Consider the following 16892-nt stretch of genomic DNA (forward strand, 5'->3'; position numbering starts at 1 on the left):
AGTATATAAAAGGAAGTGGATTCCATGGTCAATATCATCATTTTATTGGTGATCCTCGGTTATAGTGCATGGGTGTTGGTAAGATTTTTGCGAAAAAGCCGCCAAGGCGCCTGTGCTGGCTGTTCATCAAGCAAGTCTTGTCCAGGCTGTGCCGTGAGTTCAGTGAATGAAGATATCAGAAAAACAACGACAGCTCACAAAGGTTAACCCTAGCATTTTCACAATGGACGGATAGCAAGAAAAAAACTTGGCGACTGCCCTCTAAATACATGACAGGGGCACTGTTAGCCAAGTTTTTTCTTTGTACTCTATTCCTTGAGAACTTTTTAATCAGGAGTATTAATAAGCTAATCCTGTTGATGTGCTATATATAGGCGTTCAAGGTCAATTGTTGATTTTCCTGCATATGTCATCCGACCGTTTCGAAGAATGGCAACCTGGTCTGCTAATTTCTCAGCTAATCCTATAATATGAGTGGATAACAATATAACCCTTCCTTCTGTTAGATACTCCCGTAGTGTACTTCTAACAATCATCACTTGATCAGGATCTAATCCGTTAGTCGGTTCATCTAATATAAGAATTCTAGGTTCATGTAAGAGCGTTGAAGCTAATGCAACTCTCTTTTTAGTTCCTTGTGATAACTCTTCCATTTTTATATTTTGATAATCTTCTAATTTGAATCTCTCCAGCCATTTAGCGATGCGCATTTCGAGTTGGTCCTTTGGTACCTGTCGTAACCCTCCAATAAGTCGCATCATTTCTGATACAGAAAGTGCAGGATAATAAAAGGGAAATTCTTGTAGGTAGCCTACCATTGATTTGTAGTATTGATTTTCAAAATCAATTATGGCTTGATTGAATCGAATTGTACCTTTTTGTACCTGATGAAGACCAGCAATTAAACTTAATAAGGTTGATTTACCTGCTCCATTAGGACCTAGCAACACAGTAATTTGGTGGTCTGGGACATCCCAATTTATCCCATGCAGAATTTCTTTAGAGCCATAACTGAAAGAAACTTGATCCAGTTGTAAAAATGATGATTTATGTTCTTGGGTCATCGTTTATCACTCCTAAGATACTTTTTTATAAAAAAGTATAAATCTTATATAGATCATAACTGATATAGCTACAAAAAATACTTTATGGAATTGATGAAGATACAATAGCAGTAGCATGCTCATTGCTATGACCCAGCTCCCAAGAAACTTGATACGGTAATTTCCTAAATAGTCTATGGATAAAAATTTGTAACCCAAAGGCATGCCAAAACTAATTAAAGTAGTTGAGAGGAATATACTCCATATAGTTTGAATTGATAAAGTCACTGGACTAATCTGTAAATAAATCCCCCAAAACCACTGATGCATAAAAATAATCCCTATATTTAAAATACATAAAATTAACCATTTAGTACGCAGCATCTTCTTCCAGGCAAATAATGTTGCTTTATATATTAGTAGTCCTTTTTCCTCAATAATAAGACTCTTGACAGCCCAGATATCAACAGCAAACCATGATAATACCGCGCTACTGATTGGAAGAATAAACGGACTTTCTCTAATAATATAAGAGTTCAAAACTTCAGTTCCCAAAGCTAAAATAAAAAAAGAAAACAGGTTAACTCGCCTTATAATAAATAACAATTCTTTTTTTAGGAGTGGACATTGAGATAGCCATCCACGTCGGCCCGAAAGTTTTTTCGAACCATGATACTGTAAAAAAAAAGCCCAAGAGCGTTGCGCAAAATAGAGAGCTATATACCCCATGCTTATACATAACAAAATCCAAGTCAAAATACGTACTGACAGAGACATTGGCAATATGAAATAGACTACATTCATTGATAGAAAAAAAAAGCTTATTGCATAGCCAGAGAATTTCCTAAATACCGTTATATACCAAAATATCTCTGCCAAAAGCGTACCTAAGACCAATCCTGAAACCATACTAAAAATGTAATTCTGATGAACACCCCATAAGATCTGGCCGATTACGATCCATAAAAGTAATATTAGAAAAGGAATTTTCTTTACAATAGCATATTGGGTTAAAAACCAATTCCCCTTTCCTATAGACCACAAAAAACGTATTTCCTCCATTTTAGAAGTCGATATACTTATTCCAATTTGAATCAAAAAACCAATGATTCCATATAGGATAGCCCACATCATTGCTTTAAAACCCAAGCTGTTTAACCTTAAGGTAGCATTAGCTAATCCATTAGGAATTAAAATTAATAAAAAAATGAATAAAGCAACCTCCATTTTAGTTAGCTTTCTGAGTTGCTTTAGATACAATATTTCACATAGCTTTATACTTGTCATTTTTCTCGTCTCCAAGTCACAAAACTGGCTCAACCTGAAAATCAGTTTTTTTCAAAGTAAGCTTTGGTACGATAGTATTGGTATTGCTTCAGCCTTAAGGAGAATCACTGATCTAGCTAATTGGTGTCATGGGCTAGTGGAATTGGCGTAGGATTAACCTTATGTATGCCTTATTTAATATCAAGTTTAATACCTGATATCGTCCAAAATATCGAAATAGCAGTTATTACAACTTTAAAATACGAATTTAATAAAAGTCACTGCATCTGTCATGGAAGTCTCGGAAATATTGAATTATTAATTTTAGCTGGACAAGCTCTTTACTCGTTAACTTCTACCAAGTATCCTCTCACTATAGGAGCCACTTTGTAAGGAGTCCTCTTGCATTATACATCCTTAAATTCAAAAGCCATAATAAAGGTGTCCTCATTGGCAACCCTTATTATGGCTTTTATTAACGTAAAGTCTATTCAGCGATATGCCGCCAAATGCTTACTTAGCTCCCGCGTGTGCAGATACACTTCGCGGTGCAGCTCGTATAGGCCTTCATACCGTGCCACACGTTCCGGGTTCGGTGAATATCTCGCTGCTTCACGCAGAAAAGCTTCAGCACACGCTTGCAGAGATTCAAACCAGCCACTACCATAAGCAGCCAACATGGCCGCCCCCAAGGCAGGTCCCTGCTCGCTTTCCAGCTTAACGATATCTGCGTTAAAAATATCTGCCTGCATTTGCAGCCATGCCTCATTGCGCGCACCGCCGCCGATGGATATCACTTCATTCACCGTTTTGCCTGTGCCTCTGAGAATATCAATGGATTCCTTGAGCGAAAACGTAATTCCCTCCAGCACCGCCCGTGTAAAATGCGCAAGCTTGTGCCCTGCATCCATCCCGATAAAGCTGCCTCGAATAGTAGCATCCGGATGAGGGGTGCGTTCGCCCACAATATAAGGCGTGAACAGCAGCCCGCGGCTGCCTGGCTCGACCGAGTTCACATCTTCCAACAATGCGTCAAAAGAATGCTCCGGCGCAAAGGTATCCTTAAACCAGGTCAAGCTGTATCCGGCCGCGAGTGTAACCCCCATGATATAATAAGCATCCTGCTCACTATGATTAAAAAAGTGGGCTCGTCCCTGAATGTCGAGATCCTTGCGTTCCTCATAGGAAAGCACAACTCCTGAAGTGCCGATGCTGCACAAGGTGCGGCCTTCACTCAAAATGCCGGCGCCAATCGCGCCACATGCGTTGTCTGCTCCGCCAGCATAAACCTTGGTTTCAGGCGAAAGCCTGCTCTGCTCGGCAATCTCCGGCAGTAGCGTTCCCGTCTGGTCAAAGGATTCCACTAGCGGCGGGAACAGCGACAACGGCAGATCAAACGCAGCAGCGATTTCTTCGCTCCACTGCTTGTTTGCAATATCCAGCAGCAGCGTGCCTGCCGCGTCCGAGTACTCCATCGCCAACTCTCCTGTGAGACAGTAACGCACATAATCTTTGGGCAGCATAAAATGGGCCGCACGAGCCAGCACATCTGGCTCATGCTCCTGCACCCACAGCAGCTTGGGCAGCGTAAAGCCTTCCAGCGCACGGTTGCGTGCGATCCTCAGCAGCGCTGGTCCAAGCTGTTCTTCAATACGGCGGCATTGTGTCGTTGTGCGCGTATCATTCCACAGAATAGCTGGACGTAGCGCTTTTCCTTCCTTGTCAGTTAGCACAAGCCCGTGCATCTGCCCCGAAAAGCTAATGCCGTCCACAGCATCTGTTCCGCCGATTCCGGCCTTCTCCACAAGCTCTTTCAACGATGCTAACGTCCCACGCACCCAGTCTTCAGGATGCTGTTCGCTATACCCTGCCTTCGGCTGATGAAGAGGATATGACTGAGAGGTTTCATAAGCAACCTGCCCCTTGCGGTTGACCAACACCGTTTTGACTGCACTGGTACCCAAATCGACACCGATGACATAGCGCTCCTGCTCCTGGTTTATCGTCTCCTGCATTGGAGTTCCTCCTTCCCTGTGATCGTGCAGCCCTTATTCGTATATCAATTCCGATATTAATCAGCCAAAATGTATTGATTTAATGTAGCTTTTAGGTATTCCTGACGACCGGACACGTTTTTGCGTGGTGTTTCGTTCGCCAGAGCATATTCAGCCAGAGAAGCAAGCGTTGCTTTTCCGGATACGATGTCTGCTCCAATACCTTCTTTAAAGCTGCTGTACCGCTTCTCAATAAAGTCCTCAAACACACGATCCTCGATCAATTTGGCAGCTACCTTCAAACCTTTCGCATACGTGTCCATACCTGCGATGTGCGCCAGGAACAAGTCTTCTGGCTCAAACGATGCTCTGCGCACCTTGGCATCAAAGTTGATACCGCCACGGCCCAGGCCTCCATTTTGCAGCACTTCATACATGGTTAGTGTCGCATCATACAGATCAACCGGGAATTCATCCGTATCCCAGCCCAGCAGCATATCGCCCTGATTGGCATCCAGTGATCCCAACATGCCGTTAATCCGTGCTACACGCACTTCATGGTCAAAAGTATGGCCTGCCAAGGTTGCATGGTTAGCCTCCAGATTAAGCTTGAAATGCTGGTCCAGATCATATTTTTGCAGGAAGGCAATCGTCGTCGCCGCGTCAAAATCATACTGATGCTTGGTTGGTTCCTTCGGTTTGGGCTCGATCAGGAACTGAGCGTCAAAGCCGATTTCACGCGCGTAGTCTACCGCCATATGGAACATCCGTCCCAAATTGTCCTGCTCCAGCTTCAAATCTGTATTCAGCAGTGTTTCGTAGCCTTCACGGCCTCCCCAGAAGACATAGTTATCTGCGGCCAGACGTTTGCCCACTTCCAGTCCTTTTTTAATTTGAGCAGCTGCGTGTGCGTATACATCTGCATTGCAAGTGGTCGCAGCCCCATGCAAATAGCGTGGGTGGCTAAACATATTCGCTGTGTTCCACAGCAGTTTTTTGCCCGTAGCTTTCATGTGCTCCTCAATCAGATCCACGATCGTATCCAGATTGCTGTAAAATTCTTTTAGTGATGCCCCTTCAGGTGCAATATCCACATCGTGGAAGGCGAAATAAGGTAAATTTAGCTTATCCAGCAGCTCAAAGGCTGCTTCCACACGTGCCTTCGCCAAGTCCAGTCCGGTAAACTTGGACCATGGACGTTCCGCCGTCTCAACTCCAAAAGGATCAGAACCACCTGCAACCAGCGTATGCCAATAGGCCATGCTAAAACGCAAATGCTCCTCCATCGTTTTTCCCGCGACCATTTCCTGTGGATTATAAAATTTGAACGCAAAAGGATTATCAGATTGCTTGCCCTCAAAGTTAATTTTGGATACCTGTTCGAAATAAGCCATGATAAGTTCCTCCTTTGTAGTAAACGTTTACAAAAACGATTCTAGCACAGTCAATAAACTTTGTCTATTGCTTAAACTAAGTTTATTTTTATGATATAATAACGGGAATTATATCAACAGGAAGTGAAATAACCATGAATGTTACTGGCGATCAGGCGCTTGTCAAAAAGCTGAATAAATCTATCGTATTGGAGCGAATCCGCCTTCATGCCCCTCTATCCCGGGCACAGCTATCCAGTCAAACTGGATTAAACAAAGCCACCGTGTCCAACCTGGTTGCAGAGTTGATCACCGATGGATTGGTGTATGAAACAGGATTAGGGGAATCGAGCGGTGGGCGTAAACCTTTAATGCTGCTATTCAACAGCCGTGCAGGCTTTGTACTCGGTATCGAGGTTAGCGTACAGTACATTAAGGGCGCTCTGACCGATCTATCAGGTACCATTGAAACAGAGCTTACCCTTTCCTTAACCCAGCATGATCCTGGCTTTGTTATCGAACAGATTCGTAAGCTCATTGACGAGCTTATGCAATCCGCTCCTCCCTCCCCGCACGGTATTGTTGGTATTGGGCTAGGGGTACCGGGTATGGTGGATGAAGCCGGAAATGTTTTATTCGCACCCAATCTGGGCTGGGAAGAGGTTCCGCTGCGGCAACAACTAGAAAGGGAGCTGGGTCTTCCCGTAGTGGTGGATAATGAGGCCAACGTCGGTGCACAAGGCGAATTGTACTATGGTATGGACGCTGATCATCGACAGCTGGCGCGGGATCTGGTCTACATCAGTGCAGGTTCCGGGATCGGGGCCGGAATCATTATTGATGGCAAGCCGTACCAAGGGGCGTGGGGGTATGCTGGAGAAAGCGGCCATATGTCCATTGATTGGAACGGACGCCTCTGCTCCTGTGGCAGCCGAGGCTGCTGGGAGCTGTATGCCTCGGAGAAGGCGTATGTAGCATCGTCATTGAAGCTGCCCGCACATAATACAGCGGAATTACTACCGTTTGCGCAGCAAGGTGATGCGAATACATTAAGCGTCCTTGATGAAATCGGGCGCTATTTGGGTGTGGGGATTACCAACATTGTGAACAGTCTAAATCCCGGAATGCTTATGATCGGCGGTCCACTAGCGGAAGCCAGACCTTGGCTGGAGCAAAGTATGCGTGCAGTGATTGAGGAACGGGCCCTGCCCTATCACCGTCGCCAACTACAGATTTGTTTTTCCACGCTTGGTAGCCGCTCGACGATGCTAGGTGCCGCCTATGCAGCAACAGCCCCTTTTCTCGGGCGTGTGCGCGTATCTTTATAAAAAAAAGCGTACGGGAACTCTCAGGTTCCCGTACGCCCATATTAAGCGTTCAACACTTTTTCAAACTTGGTTTTGTTCATACCGGAAATACGTTCTTCCCCGATCAAAGTCAATGGGACAGCACGAATGCCCATATCCCAAACCTCTTGAGCAAATGCTTCATTCGTTTCAATGTTGCGTTCTTCGTACTCCACGCCTTTTTCAGCTAAGTAGCTTTTTACTTGACGGCAATGCGGGCAGTTTGTAGATGTGTATACGATTGCTTTTTCCATGAATATCACCTCATCATTTATTTTGTTACATCTATATTTAACCATACTTGCAAGTATTACAGAGCCAGTGCACTGTGCTCCAAACTTTCAATGTATTTCTCGCTGTCCATAGCAGCCATACAGCCACTACCTGCTGCGGTAATCGCTTGTCTGTAGCGTGTATCCTGTACGTCGCCACAAGCGAAGACGCCAGGCACGTTTGTTTCGGAAGTACCCGGATTTACAACGATATACCCGTTCGCATCCGTGGTAATTTGTCCTTCTAAGAAGCCTGTATTCGGATGATGGCCAATTGCCACGAATACGCCACTGACTGTAATGATTTCCTCTTCCCCTGTTGCATTATTCAGCACTTTCAAGCCAGTTACTCCGTTTTCGTCAGCAATCACTTCTACAGGAGTACGATTGAGCGCCCATTCAATTTTGCTGTTCGCACGAGCGCGATCTTGCATAATTTTGGATGCCCGCAATTCTTCACGACGATGTACCAATGTTACTTTGGAGGCAAAACGAGTCAGGAAATTAGCTTCTTCCAGGGCAGAGTCTCCACCGCCGATAACAACGATTTCTTTGCCACGGAAGAAGAATCCGTCACAGGTAGCGCAAGTGCTCACACCGCGTCCGATATTGTCCTGCTCACCGGGAATCCCCAGGTATTTGGCAGTTGCCCCTGTGGAGATAATCAGCGTATCGGTTACCAGTTCACCCAAACCTTCTACATCCAGTGTAAATGGACGAGCAGTTGTGTCTACCTTGTTCACCCAGCCTGTACGGAATTCAGCGCCAAAACGCTCCGCTTGCTTACGCATATTATCCATCAGATCGGGTCCCATGATTCCTTCAGGAAAGCCTGGGAAATTTTCGACTTCCGTAGTCGTCGTTAATTGTCCGCCTGGCTGTGGTCCTTCGATCACCAGCGGATTCATGTTAGCGCGTGCCAGGTAAATAGCAGCGGTCAAACCGGCAGGGCCGGTGCCTATAATAATGGACTTGTACATATCTTGGTTCCTCCTAAAATATCATAAGTATTATATAGCAAGTTTTCCGGTACCGGGCGCTGGGCTGCTGCATATAATCTACGAGTAGTTCCGCCAGCAAAGCTTATATCAAAGTGTGGACACCCGGATGTAGAAAAAAACGAATCACTTGTTTGTAGCCTTTTATGACTTAGACTGATTCTAAATCCTAATTTCATTATGCGGAAAGAGCTGTTAACAGTCAAATGAAGTTTTCATGAAGCGAAGTTTAAAGATCATGAGGTATGGAGGGATTATCCCGATTATGAGTGATGTTTTCGTAGGTAGCTTAATTTCTGCCCTGTCCACCGGACTCGGCGCCGTGCCTATATTGTTTATGCGTAATGTCACGCATCGGCTTCGCGATGTTCTGCTGGCTTATGCCGCAGGAATCATGACCTCCGCATCCGTGTATAATCTGATTCCGGAAGCGATTCAGCATGCCAATTGGTTTGTGCTGACTGCGGGGATCTTGCTTGGCTGCCTCGTATTACTGGTGATGGAAATGTATATCCCCCATGCGGATCTGGAAGACCCGGATTCCAAGACCTTCCAACTTGAGTCTAAATCTTTTCTGATTATTGCAGCCATTACCCTGCACAACTTGCCGGAAGGGCTTTCCGTTGGGGTCAGCTACGCGAGTGAAACTCAGAATCTTGGCAATCTCATTGCCTTCTCTATCGGTCTGCAAAATGCCCCGGAAGGCTTTATCGTAGCGCTATTCCTTGTGAATCAAAACATCGGTCGCTTCAAGGCATTGGGTATTGCCACCCTAACAGGAGCTGTGGAAATCATCACCAGTCTAATCGGCTTTTATCTAAGCAGCTGGGTGAACGGACTCGTGCCGTACGGTCTTGCTTTTGCCGCCGGAGCTATGATGTTTATCGTCTACAAGGAACTGATTCCCGAAAGTCACGGGGACGGCAACCAGCGAATCGCCACATTTTCTTTTATTCTTGGCTTGATAACGATGATCGGACTAACCGAATGGCTATAGCCGTCCAACACAAAAAGGCTGCTTTCTGCCTGTAATTCAGACAGAAAGCAGCCTTTTGCCATGTACAAATGAAGGGATCTCATTTTTTTTGGTTCATGGAGCGCAGGGCTTCCCGGTACTTCTCGTCCTCACTTTTGAAAGCTTCCTTTTCTCCATTGGATTTCGGGGAACTTCCATCCTTTTCTTCGTCTTTTCCAGCAAAACCACGCAAAGCCGCACGATAATCCTGATCCCCGTAAGTACTTTCTGTGTTCTTGCGATCTTTTTCCACCTTCATATCCGTATGGATATCAGGCAACTTCTGATGCTCCCGGGCACGATGTTCTTCAATACCAGAATCCTTAGGCTGCATCTCTCCGGTATGTTCCGTTAATTCATGCGCCTTGGGTTCCACCTGCACGGGATAAGGTCGTTTACTTCTTTGCTTGGAATCCTCTTGGTTGGGGCGTTTCTTGGCCGAGGACTTGCGCGTCATCTTCGTATTAAATACCAGTAAAAAGATCAAGGCAACCACAGCTACTGCGATAAAAGCAATGGTCATCGGCGGCCTCCTATTCTCTTTCAGCGCTACGGTACCGTCCCGCCATCTCAGCGACCCGTTTGCCCAAAGAGCGACCTAACGCAAGATCATCATCTTTTGGAAGATTGGGTGGCCCATTGGGATCTGTCTCCACCGGACATGTTACCCCTACACCGTAATAGGAGCCGTATAGGGCATTTTCCGCAATACTAGCTGGCAGCCCAACAATAATCATGCCTTGATGAAGCATGGGGGTAATCAAATTCAACAGCGTTGATTCCAATCCACCATGAACGGTAGCGGTTGTGCAAAACACTGCACCGATTTTGTCCACCAGCTTGCCCTGCGCCCACAGATACCCGAGCTTGTCAATCCAGCTCTTCAGACCGCTGCTGATAGTACCAAAATGACCTGGACACCCCCAGATAATCGCATCCACGTTTACTAGTTCATTCACGTCGGCCTCATTTACATGCTTTAACAACACTTCTGTGTGATCCAGACGTGCCCCTTCTGCGATTGATCGAGCGAGATGTTCGGTATGTCCATTCTCACTGTCATATACAATCATAATTCTGGTCGCCATTATCCGCATCATCCTTTATCAGCAAGATCATCCTTTTTGCATACGCTCTTAACCTTTCCCAAAATCGATCTGAATATTATGAATATGGTCTGACGCATACTTTGAACATTCAAAAACAACTAGGGAGGCATGCACAATATGAATTCGCGCGCCATATTAGTTAATCTGCTGGTAATTATTATTATTCTGGCAGGAGGTGGAGCCGCCGCCTACTACTACAATCAGTCCGCCAACTACATAAAAACTGACAATGCACAAGTAAGCGGACAAGCGGTTACTGTTGCCTCTCCAAGCGCAGGAAAGCTCACAGGCTGGAACGCTGAAGTTGGTAAAACGTACACTGCTGGCAGCACGCTTGGTAGTGTAGAGGGAGGCGGAAGCCGGATCAGCGTTACAATCCCGACTGACGGTACGATCGTACAGCAAACTGCTGTCAATAACTCGATTGTCGGGGCGGGCACACCGTTAGCAAAGGCTTTTGATCTGAACAACCTTTGGATTACTGCCAATATAGATGAAACGGCTGTACAGGATCTCCAAGTAGGACAAACTGTAGATGTGTATATCGATGCTTACCCGGATACGTCCCTAACCGGCAAACTCGAAAAGATCGGTCTGGCGACCGCATCCACCTTTTCATTGCTGCCCACTTCCAATACCACTGCCAACTATACCAAGGTGACGCAGGTCGTGCCGGTTACCATTTCCATTCAAGGTTACAAGGGGCTGGGGATTATCCCGGGAATGAGTGCAACGATTAGAGTTCACAAGTAGGAGGCTGTCATGGATCAAAAAATGTCCGTCGGACGTATTCTGTCCGTGCTGCTGCTAGGCGCCTTCATTTCGATTTTGAATCAAACGCTGCTCAATGTGGCTATTCCACATTTGATGAATGACTTCAACGTGTCTGCCACAACCGTTCAATGGTTATCCACCGGATATATGCTGACGAACGGAATCCTGATTCCAATCACCGCTTTTCTCATTGAATCCTTTGGAACACGTGCGCTGTTCATATCCGCGATGGGTTTGTTTACTGCCGGGTCTGTCGTCTGCACGATCAGCACTGGCTTTGCGCCTATGCTGGTTGGACGCGTCATCCAAGCCAGCGGGGCCGGCATCATCATGCCTGTGGTGATGAACGTGTTCCTGACTGTATTTCCCCCCGAAAAACGGGGCGCAGCTATGGGAACCATGGGGATTGCCATGATGTTTGCCCCGGCGGTAGGACCAACTTTATCCGGGTGGATTGTCGAGCACTACAGTTGGCGGCTGTTATTTTTGTTAGTCATTCCGCTGGCGATCATTGATATTCTATTTGCTGTACGCTGGCTTAAAAATGTGTCCAAGCTGACAAAACCGAGTTTTGATCTGCTGGGAACTATTTTTTCCACTCTTGGCTTTGGTCTTCTCCTGTATGGCTTTAGTTCAGCCGGAGACAAGGGCTGGAGTAGCAATATAGTCATACTCTCGCTCGCTTTCGGGATCTTGTTTATTGTATTTTTTGTCGTACGCGAGCTGAACATGTTGGAGCCTATGCTGGAGTTCCGTGTATTTAAATACGACATTTTTACGGTATCTACGCTGGTTGGGGCTACTGTCAATATGACTATGTTCGGCGGGATGCTGCTGCTGCCGATTTATTTGCAAAATATACGCGGCTTTACGCCGCTGCAATCCGGTCTGCTGCTGTTGCCGGGTGCACTGCTGATGGGTGTGATGTCACCGATATCTGGGGCAGTATTCGATCGTATTGGTGCGAGACCGTTAGCAATTGTCGGGCTGATTATTACAGCAGTCACGACATGGGAATTCAGTCTGCTGACCGATGCCACCACCTATGGACATATCATGATTATTTACACGATTCGCAGCTTCGGGATGTCACTGCTGATGATGTCCGTTCAGACGGAAGGACTAAACCAGCTGCCTGCCCATCTTGGCAGCCATGGTACTGCCATGTCTAATACAGTACGGCAAATTGCTGGATCTATTGGTACCGCTTGGCTCATTACGGTCATGAGCAGCCGAACTACGGTTCATTTGGCGGATTATGCGAATGTCGCTACCACCGCTAATGCTTCTGTAACGGAAGGCATATCCCAACTGGGACAAACCCTAGCACAAACAGCGGGTATCTCTACGGAAAGCGGCTCTGCACTCGCCATACAACAAGTATACGGAAGGGCTGTTACGGAATCGACGATTCATGGCATTAATGATGCTTTCATCATTGCCACCGGAATTGCGCTGGCGGGATTATTGTTTTCCCTGTTCTTGCGGCGGTCTACACCGCGCCGCAGATAGACGCATAGCAGTCGCGAAATTAGAGATATGAGACAAACTGGCCTTGCCTACAAAGTAGACTAACACAGCAAAAAAAGGAGCATCCAACCCTCTTGGATTGTAAAAGGGTTGGATGCTCCTGCCTATGTGTAAACTTATGATTAGTGAATTGGATGGTTAGTCTTATGACCGCAATAAACGCAGGCCGTTCAAAATGACAAGGAGCGTGCTGCCTTCATGTCCAATGACCCCAAAAGGCAGGGCTATATTTTGCACAAAATTGCTGATTACCAGCAGTACAATCACACTTACCGCGAAGATCATATTTTGTTTGACCACCCGCTGCGCCTTGCGCGCCAATGCGATCGTCGGAGCAATCTCCTCGATTCCGTCATTCATTAGCACCACGTCTGCGACCTCGAGTGCTGCTCCACTGCCGTGCATTCCCATGCCCAGCCCTACAGTCGCCGCGGTCAAAGCCGGGGCATCATTCACACCGTCGCCGACCATGACGACATGCCCGTATTCCTCGCGCAGCTTGCGAATATAGCTGACTTTGTCCTCCGGCATTAAGCCGGCATATACGGCGTCAACTCCAGCCTGCGCCGCGATCACGGCAGCCGTGTCCGGTCGATCTCCAGTCAGCATGACGACCCGGATCCCCTGTGCTTGCAGGCGTTTCACGGACTCGCGCGCCTGGGGACGCAGCTCGTCACGCAGCGCCAGCATTCCGACAATCCGATCATCTGCAAGAATGATGGATACGGTTTTGCCCTCAGCTTCCAGTCGGGCTCGGCTCTCCACCCACTCTGGCTCTGCCAGAAGTCCAGGTTCATCCAGCACATTGGTGCGGCCGATTTTCCATTTGACCCCGCCTATAATGCCTTCCATTCCCCATCCGGTAAGCGCCTGCACTTGCTCGGCTGTGAGAAGCTCCCTCTGTCCCAATTCAGTTTCGGCTTTGGCTACAATCGCTCGTGCCAGCGGATGCAAGGAATAGCTTTCGATTGTCGCGACCGTGTGCAATAGCTCATCAGCATCGTAATCTGGGGCGGTGATCCAATCCGTGACCACAGGAGAACCCTTCGTTAACGTGCCTGTTTTGTCAAAAGCAACGACAGATGTCAATGCCATATTCTCTACATGTGCGCCACCTTTGAACAGAATACCCCGCCGGGCACGGTTGGAAATAGCGGATAGCATCACCGGCATAATGGATGACACAAGCGCACAAGGTGAAGCCACTACAAGAAATACCATTGCCTTGTAAAACGCCGCTGCCCATGTCCAGTCCAATACAAGGGGTGCACCCACAATGACGATCAGCGTGACAGCAACAACAATTCGGGCGTATACCGATTCAAATGTTTTAATAAACCGCTGCGAATCAGGAACTTCGGTCCGGGCCTCTTCTACCATACGAATGATTTTTGAAAATAAAGTATCTTCCGAGGACTGGCTGACTTCTACATACAGCACGCCTTCTCCATTGATGGTGCCTGCATATACTTCGTCACCTGCCACCTTGTTTACCGGAACAGATTCCCCGGTAATGGATGCTTGATTCACGGCTGACACGCCCTTGGAGATTCGGCCGTCCGCCGGAATTAATTCGCCGGGCTTAACCAGCAGCAGGTCGCCTGGCAACAGCTGCTCAATGCCGACCGTTTCTGTTCCCTCGTGAGACAAACGCAGAGCCGTTTCCGGCTTCAACGCCATCAGCTCGGAAATATCCTTACTGCTGCGCTCGGTGGTATAGCTCTCCAGCGCACCACTGAGTGCAAAAATAAAGATCAGCATGGCTCCTTCATTCCAGTAGCCAATAGCCGCAGCTCCTAAAGACGCAGCGATCATAAGTAAATTAACATCCAAATCATGTTCCCGGATCAGGGTTTCAATCCCTTCCTTGGCTTTGGACCAGCCTCCAAGGGCATAAGACACTACATAGAGAATGACGGATAGCCACTGCCACCAATGTGACACCCCCCATGCCATCAGCATTAGCATTCCACTGCCTAGAGCAGCTTGCATCTCCTTATTTTTCAGCATGCTTTTAAACTGAAATTGCGGTTTGCGATTCGGACCAGGCCGTCTGCTGCCACTGTTTTTTGTGAGTGCCCGGTTAGAGGGAGACAATGTATCTTGTAGTCGTTGAACTGCTTGCATCATGTCACGTTCCTTTCCTTTTTTGGTCTTTGTACTTGAATTTCATTGAGAATGATATCCATTGTTAAGTGCCTTAAAATAGCACATGCTGCTACGGGAAGCCCGAAGCAGCATGTTTGGCAATGAGAATGATAATCATTTTTGCGTATATACAATTATTTTGGTTTAGAGAAACTTTTTGTTTTATTATATACCCTTTCTTTTCCGCTTGTAAACTGGCAATCCCCTAAAATAAAAAAATACCCGCGCAAACAACGCGGGTACCTCTACATTTCAAAGCACTCAACCACTTGAATTCAGATTACCTTCAGGCTAAAGCGGAAACTTCCACGCATGGGTATGTGTGGTCCCTGCAATATGTTGTTGGTTGGTTTGCTGTTGCAGTCTCCAACGGGCAGCGGCAAGGCGTATAGCTGGAATTGCAGGGTCTGAACAAATGACGCCCGTCAGCTCATTTTCCCAGATCCTAATGCCGTCTAGAGACGGGTGAATTTCATCTATCGCCACCCATACAGGAAGCTCAGGCTTTATACGCCGAACAGCTTCCACTATGTGTTTTATCGTATCATTAGCACTCTCATGCCCATGAGTAGTGGCTGGAATTAACTGTTCGCCAGCTTCGCTACCATGGGAAGCTGGCGATGTTATGACTTCTAAAATGACCGTGTCGGCAAAACGCGCCAAATCTGCGGCCTGAGCCGCCTGCTTGGTCTGCCGTGTGCTCACCTCGGATATGTTATCGGCATTGGCCGACTTCCTTGACTGTGCAGATTGTTCATTCCATATTTGGCCTGCATTAGGCACCAAATTTGTATCCACCGTCATAAGCACGCCTACCCGATATGGAACGCACCGCAGACGGCCGCACAACGTTTGCTCGGCCACGCCGTCAATCCAGTCTCGGATGGTCTGGAACTGGTTTGCGTCAGCCGGATTGCGCACCATAATCTCCAGCCGTGGTTCCCCTCCCTGTCGCATGCTTCGCAACGCTGCACGCAGCAGGGCCTCCAACTGCATATCTTGCAGGCTTCCGATGCCCACTGCATTGTTCTGCTCAGTCAAAGCTATAGTCAACGGCAATCCGTCCAGCAACTCAAACAAGCCTTCGTACTCTGTTTCCAGCAGTCCAATGATCCGTCGGGACAGGTGTTCACATACTCCAGGCAAACCCGATGCTTTATTAAATGTTGTGTACGTTTCGGATGCACGGGAACCGGGGATAAGAATGGGATCAGGCTTCCCGTCAGGAGCATAAACCTTTTGTCCCGACTCCGCCACGTCCAGATAGGCATAGCATAATTCCCTCACGCGGCCGGATGCTTGCGACAAGGGACCATGTAGGAGACTATAACCATCAAGACTGCCTATTTCTGAGGCTTCCTCTGTACTTTTACGACTTATACGTGCAGGGGCGTCAGCATAAAGCCGTATGAAGGTGTGCCTGTATTCATCGCTCCATTGCAGTAATGTGCCCATGGCCTGCCCCATATCGTTGCCGTGATTCAACATCGATTCTCCAAGTAATTCCGGGCTTACAGCCAGCAAGGCCTCCGCTCGACTGATGGCCCCCTGCTCAGCTAAACCAACCAGCCAGCCCAATGGATCTTCCTCCTGTGCAGCAGATACTTGCTGGCTTCCTGCTCTTAGCGTCTCCATAGCCAATCTCCGTGCAGCAGACTCCATATCTGGCTCTGGAACGTTGCAATCCCGGCTGTTTATGCTACCCAACAGCTCTGCGAATACATGCATCAGTTTAGCCTCCATGCTTATTAATCCATCCTTTCTTTCGTCAGGAAGTTGGCACCCGGAATTCGAGTCCCCCTCCAATTCAAGAAAACGCTTACTCATTACTGAACAACTGAATGTTACATGGACTTTACTTGTAAAGTCCCTACCTTAAACGTATTAGGCCCTCCCCATATTTATACATCTCTGTACAACTACTATGTATGCCGAAATAAATCGCTACACGGCCGGTCGCACACATGTCTATACAAAAAAGTCAGCTATAGAAAACACCCCCTGTTTTCATAGGATACCTGCAT

Annotated in this window: 16 protein-coding genes; 6 read left to right on the top strand and 10 right to left on the bottom strand. The window is 47.2% G+C overall.

Features of this window, described 5'->3' with window-relative positions; genetic code table 11:
- The first annotated feature begins 24 nt into the window (after positions 1-24).
- Positions 25-207, top strand: a complete 183-nt coding sequence (locus FKV70_RS19875; RefSeq protein WP_142613957.1) for a FeoB-associated Cys-rich membrane protein — start codon at positions 25-27, stop codon at positions 205-207.
- Positions 208-347: 140 nt separating this feature from the next.
- Here FKV70_RS19875 and FKV70_RS19880 read toward each other — a convergent pair whose 3' ends face one another.
- The gene (locus tag FKV70_RS19880; RefSeq protein ID WP_142613958.1) at positions 348-1064 is read right to left on the bottom strand and encodes an ABC transporter ATP-binding protein; all 717 of its coding nucleotides are present in this window, start codon (positions 1062-1064) and stop codon (positions 348-350) included.
- A 12-nt stretch (positions 1065-1076) separates the two neighbouring features.
- Complete coding sequence (locus FKV70_RS19885; RefSeq protein WP_142613959.1) at positions 1077-2330, bottom strand: hypothetical protein; 1254 nt, start codon at positions 2328-2330, stop codon at positions 1077-1079.
- Positions 2331-2453: 123 nt separating this feature from the next.
- Between FKV70_RS19885 and FKV70_RS19890 the strand changes: the two genes are divergently transcribed.
- Positions 2454-2702, top strand: coding sequence for a lanthionine synthetase LanC family protein (locus tag FKV70_RS19890; protein WP_425280372.1), 249 nt, complete (start codon positions 2454-2456; stop codon positions 2700-2702).
- 98 nt (positions 2703-2800) lie between these two features.
- Here the strand turns inward: FKV70_RS19890 and xylB are convergent, their stop codons facing one another.
- Both xylB and xylA read right to left on the bottom strand, forming a co-directional pair.
- The gene (gene xylB, locus FKV70_RS19895; RefSeq protein ID WP_142613960.1) at positions 2801-4324 is read right to left on the bottom strand and encodes a xylulokinase; all 1524 of its coding nucleotides are present in this window, start codon (positions 4322-4324) and stop codon (positions 2801-2803) included.
- A gap of 56 nt (positions 4325-4380) precedes the next feature.
- The gene (gene xylA / locus FKV70_RS19900) at positions 4381-5697 is read right to left on the bottom strand and encodes a xylose isomerase (protein ID WP_142613961.1); all 1317 of its coding nucleotides are present in this window, start codon (positions 5695-5697) and stop codon (positions 4381-4383) included.
- 134 nt (positions 5698-5831) lie between these two features.
- On the opposite strand from xylA, the gene FKV70_RS19905 reads away from it, so the two are divergent.
- Positions 5832-7004 (top strand): ROK family transcriptional regulator, encoded by a 1173-nt coding sequence (locus FKV70_RS19905; RefSeq protein ID WP_142613962.1) that lies wholly within the window; start codon positions 5832-5834, stop codon positions 7002-7004.
- A 41-nt stretch (positions 7005-7045) separates the two neighbouring features.
- Here the strand turns inward: FKV70_RS19905 and FKV70_RS19910 are convergent, their stop codons facing one another.
- The gene (locus FKV70_RS19910) at positions 7046-7276 is read right to left on the bottom strand and encodes a glutaredoxin family protein (RefSeq protein ID WP_013373091.1); all 231 of its coding nucleotides are present in this window, start codon (positions 7274-7276) and stop codon (positions 7046-7048) included.
- A 56-nt stretch (positions 7277-7332) separates the two neighbouring features.
- Positions 7333-8274, bottom strand: a complete 942-nt coding sequence (gene trxB / locus FKV70_RS19915; RefSeq protein WP_064797230.1) for a thioredoxin-disulfide reductase — start codon at positions 8272-8274, stop codon at positions 7333-7335.
- 283 nt (positions 8275-8557) lie between these two features.
- Here trxB and FKV70_RS19920 point away from each other — a divergent pair, with 283 nt between their 5' ends.
- Complete coding sequence (locus FKV70_RS19920; RefSeq protein ID WP_064797231.1) at positions 8558-9289, top strand: ZIP family metal transporter; 732 nt, start codon at positions 8558-8560, stop codon at positions 9287-9289.
- A gap of 79 nt (positions 9290-9368) precedes the next feature.
- Here the strand turns inward: FKV70_RS19920 and FKV70_RS19925 are convergent, their stop codons facing one another.
- Together FKV70_RS19925 and FKV70_RS19930 are read right to left on the bottom strand one after the other, a co-directional pair.
- Positions 9369-9830 carry a hypothetical protein gene (locus FKV70_RS19925; RefSeq protein WP_142613963.1) on the bottom strand — a complete coding sequence of 154 codons (462 nt, stop codon included), beginning with the start codon at positions 9828-9830 and terminating at the stop codon, positions 9369-9371.
- Positions 9831-9840: 10 nt separating this feature from the next.
- The gene (locus FKV70_RS19930; RefSeq protein WP_063212872.1) at positions 9841-10395 is read right to left on the bottom strand and encodes an NAD(P)H-dependent oxidoreductase; all 555 of its coding nucleotides are present in this window, start codon (positions 10393-10395) and stop codon (positions 9841-9843) included.
- Positions 10396-10533: 138 nt separating this feature from the next.
- Here FKV70_RS19930 and FKV70_RS19935 point away from each other — a divergent pair, with 138 nt between their 5' ends.
- Both FKV70_RS19935 and FKV70_RS19940 read left to right on the top strand, forming a co-directional pair.
- Positions 10534-11169, top strand: a complete 636-nt coding sequence (locus tag FKV70_RS19935; protein ID WP_063212873.1) for an HlyD family secretion protein — start codon at positions 10534-10536, stop codon at positions 11167-11169.
- A gap of 9 nt (positions 11170-11178) precedes the next feature.
- Positions 11179-12702, top strand: coding sequence for a DHA2 family efflux MFS transporter permease subunit (locus FKV70_RS19940; RefSeq protein ID WP_064797234.1), 1524 nt, complete (start codon positions 11179-11181; stop codon positions 12700-12702).
- 162 nt (positions 12703-12864) lie between these two features.
- On the opposite strand, the gene FKV70_RS19945 is transcribed toward FKV70_RS19940, so the two are convergent.
- Complete coding sequence (locus FKV70_RS19945) at positions 12865-14847, bottom strand: heavy metal translocating P-type ATPase (RefSeq protein WP_142614092.1); 1983 nt, start codon at positions 14845-14847, stop codon at positions 12865-12867.
- Positions 14848-15159: 312 nt separating this feature from the next.
- The gene (locus FKV70_RS19950; protein WP_142613964.1) at positions 15160-16611 is read right to left on the bottom strand and encodes a PEP-utilizing protein; all 1452 of its coding nucleotides are present in this window, start codon (positions 16609-16611) and stop codon (positions 15160-15162) included.
- Between the last annotated feature and the right edge of the window lie 281 nt (positions 16612-16892).

Source organism: Paenibacillus ottowii, from assembly GCF_006874425.1.
Taxonomy (GTDB): domain Bacteria; phylum Bacillota; class Bacilli; order Paenibacillales; family Paenibacillaceae; genus Paenibacillus; species Paenibacillus ottowii.

Bases quoted from the DNA above. Each gene is read 5' to 3' on its own strand.
- FKV70_RS19885 (WP_142613959.1), bottom strand. From the start codon at position 2,330: ATGACAAGTATAAAGCTATGTGAAATATTGTATCTAAAGCAACTCAGA.
- FKV70_RS19880 (WP_142613958.1), bottom strand. From the start codon at position 1,064: ATGACCCAAGAACATAAATCATCATTTTTACAACTGGATCAAGTTTCT.
- FKV70_RS19930 (WP_063212872.1), bottom strand. From the start codon at position 10,395: ATGGCGACCAGAATTATGATTGTATATGACAGTGAGAATGGACATACC.
- FKV70_RS19905 (WP_142613962.1), top strand. From the start codon at position 5,832: ATGAATGTTACTGGCGATCAGGCGCTTGTCAAAAAGCTGAATAAATCT.
- trxB (WP_064797230.1), bottom strand. From the start codon at position 8,274: ATGTACAAGTCCATTATTATAGGCACCGGCCCTGCCGGTTTGACCGCT.
- FKV70_RS19920 (WP_064797231.1), top strand. From the start codon at position 8,558: ATGAGTGATGTTTTCGTAGGTAGCTTAATTTCTGCCCTGTCCACCGGA.
- FKV70_RS19940 (WP_064797234.1), top strand. From the start codon at position 11,179: ATGGATCAAAAAATGTCCGTCGGACGTATTCTGTCCGTGCTGCTGCTA.
- FKV70_RS19875 (WP_142613957.1), top strand. From the start codon at position 25: ATGGTCAATATCATCATTTTATTGGTGATCCTCGGTTATAGTGCATGG.
- FKV70_RS19910 (WP_013373091.1), bottom strand. From the start codon at position 7,276: ATGGAAAAAGCAATCGTATACACATCTACAAACTGCCCGCATTGCCGT.
- FKV70_RS19950 (WP_142613964.1), bottom strand. From the start codon at position 16,611: ATGGAGGCTAAACTGATGCATGTATTCGCAGAGCTGTTGGGTAGCATA.
- xylB (WP_142613960.1), bottom strand. From the start codon at position 4,324: ATGCAGGAGACGATAAACCAGGAGCAGGAGCGCTATGTCATCGGTGTC.
- FKV70_RS19935 (WP_063212873.1), top strand. From the start codon at position 10,534: ATGAATTCGCGCGCCATATTAGTTAATCTGCTGGTAATTATTATTATT.
- xylA (WP_142613961.1), bottom strand. From the start codon at position 5,697: ATGGCTTATTTCGAACAGGTATCCAAAATTAACTTTGAGGGCAAGCAA.
- FKV70_RS19925 (WP_142613963.1), bottom strand. From the start codon at position 9,830: ATGACCATTGCTTTTATCGCAGTAGCTGTGGTTGCCTTGATCTTTTTA.
- FKV70_RS19945 (WP_142614092.1), bottom strand. From the start codon at position 14,847: ATGCAAGCAGTTCAACGACTACAAGATACATTGTCTCCCTCTAACCGG.